This is a genomic window from Planktothrix sp. FACHB-1355 (assembly GCF_014748295.1).
Taxonomy (GTDB): Bacteria; Cyanobacteriota; Cyanobacteriia; order Cyanobacteriales; family Aerosakkonemataceae; genus Aerosakkonema; species Aerosakkonema funiforme_A.
Genome location: NZ_JACJUP010001264.1, coordinates 1 through 1913, shown reverse-complemented (window position 1 = coordinate 1913; position 1913 = coordinate 1). Strand labels below are relative to the sequence as shown.

Sequence of the window (1913 nt, the reverse complement as noted above, 5' to 3'; positions counted from 1 at the left end):
GATCACAATGAAAATGGCACCAGCTCTAGTTCGTCTTTACGAGCAAATGCCAGAGCCTAAGTATGTGATTGCGATGGGAGCCTGTACTATTACAGGTGGGATGTTTAGCGTTGATTCCCCAACCGCAGTTCGCGGTGTGGATAAACTGATTCCGGTAGATGTCTATTTACCCGGTTGTCCGCCTCGTCCAGAAGCAATTATGGATGCGATCGTCAAGTTGCGGAAGAAAATCGGTAACGATTCGATTCAAGATCGGGCAAAATCTCGCCAAACTCATCGCTATTACAGCACTACCCACAAGATGAAAGCTGTACCGGACATTTTGACTGGAAAATATCTACAATCAGCAACTCGTCAAGAACCGCCCAAAGAATTGATCGAAGCGATCGGCACCCCCGTACCGCCCGCTCTGATCGCATCGCAAAAGCAGGAGGTTCAACGTGGCTGAAGAATCTCAAATCGTCCAAGCGGGTAAAGCATCTCAGTGGCTGGCAGAAAACGGTTTTGACCATCAAGCTTTGGAAGCTGACCATGAAGGTGTAGAAATCATCAAAGTTGAGCCAGATTTCCTCATCCCCATCTGTACAGCCCTTTATGCCTACGGTTTTAACTACCTCCAGTGTCAAGGTGGTTACGATTTGGGGCCCGGACAGGAATTAGTCAGCTTTTACCATCTAATCAGAGTCAGCGATAATGCCGATCGCCCAGATGAAGTGCGCGTCAAGGTATTTTTACCACGCGATAACCCCAGAGTTCCTTCTGTCTACTGGATTTGGAAAACCGCAGACTGGCAAGAGCGGGAAAGCTACGATATGTACGGCATTATCTATGAAGGACACCCCAACCTGAAACGAATTTTAATGCCGGAAGATTGGGTCGGCTGGCCTCTGCGGAAAGATTATATTTCGCCTGATTTTTACGAGTTGCAGGATGCTTATTAAAGTTTCCTCGATAACTTTCAGCGAACCCCCATTAGGGGATAGGGGCTAGAAAGTCAAAAGTTAAAAGTCAAAAGTCAAAAAGAAGAGGAAGAGGAAATCAGGAACAGTAAAATCGAGTCAATGAGAGCGAGGGAAGAATACAGTTCGGATAAACCCAATAAATTCCGACTTTTGACTTTTGACTTTTGATTTTTGACTTTTCGCTAGCCCCTGGCTAGCGTAACAATGGCAGCGTCACCGTAAATTTTGTACCCTTTCCAACTTCACTGGTAACTTCTATCTTTCCGTCGTGTAAGTCTACGCATTGTTTGACGATACATAACCCCAAACCATTACCCGCTATCTTGCCTACATTAGAAGCTCGATGAAATGCCTCAAATAGTCGGTTTTGTTCTTCTTTAGGAATGCCAATACCCTCATCCTTTATCTGGAAAACTATTTTATTGTCATAACAGATAAAGTCAAAATGTACAGTACTTCCTGGCGGCGAATATTTAATCGCATTTGATAATAAATTGCACAAAATATGCCGCAGAAGTTCTTCATCCATCCAAGCTTTTGTTAGATTGTTAAAGGCCAAACTCGGAGTTTTTTCCGAGCCAGTTGTGTAGAGAGACTGAAAAATAATATTGTGCTTATTACGATCGATAAATGCAAACTCTTCCACTAAAACTCGGCAGAAACTTTCTACATATATTGGCGCAGGATTGAACTCTAGTTTTCCAAGGTCTAACCGACCTACTACCAATAAATCTTCTGCTAACTCGTTCATTCTTTCTACAGCTAGAATAATTTGCTTTAAATATTCTTTTATTTTCGCGCTTGATAATTCAACTATGTGACCTTCAAGTATTTTGCTAAAACCCAAAATTAGGGAGAGAGGATTGCGAATCTCATGAGAAACCATTGACACCAAATGACTTTTGAGTTCGCTATTTTTTTGCAACTCGTTATTAGCAGTTTGAAGGTGCA

General features: G+C 42.7%; 3 protein-coding genes. 2 read left to right on the top strand and 1 reads right to left on the bottom strand.

From position 1 onward, the window contains the following. On the top strand, window positions 1-448 hold a 448-nt coding region (gene nuoB, locus H6S82_RS31460), incomplete at its 5' end, for an NADH-quinone oxidoreductase subunit NuoB (protein ID WP_191057354.1). Window positions 449-458: 10 nt separating this feature from the next. Then, window positions 459-941, top strand: a complete 483-nt coding sequence (locus H6S82_RS31455) for an NAD(P)H-quinone oxidoreductase subunit J (RefSeq protein ID WP_322111835.1) — start codon at window positions 459-461, stop codon at window positions 939-941. Window positions 942-1155: 214 nt separating this feature from the next. On the opposite strand, the gene H6S82_RS31450 is transcribed toward H6S82_RS31455, so the two are convergent. Further along, the coding region (locus H6S82_RS31450; RefSeq protein ID WP_191057353.1) for a HAMP domain-containing sensor histidine kinase at window positions 1156-1913 on the bottom strand (758 nt) is incomplete at its 5' end.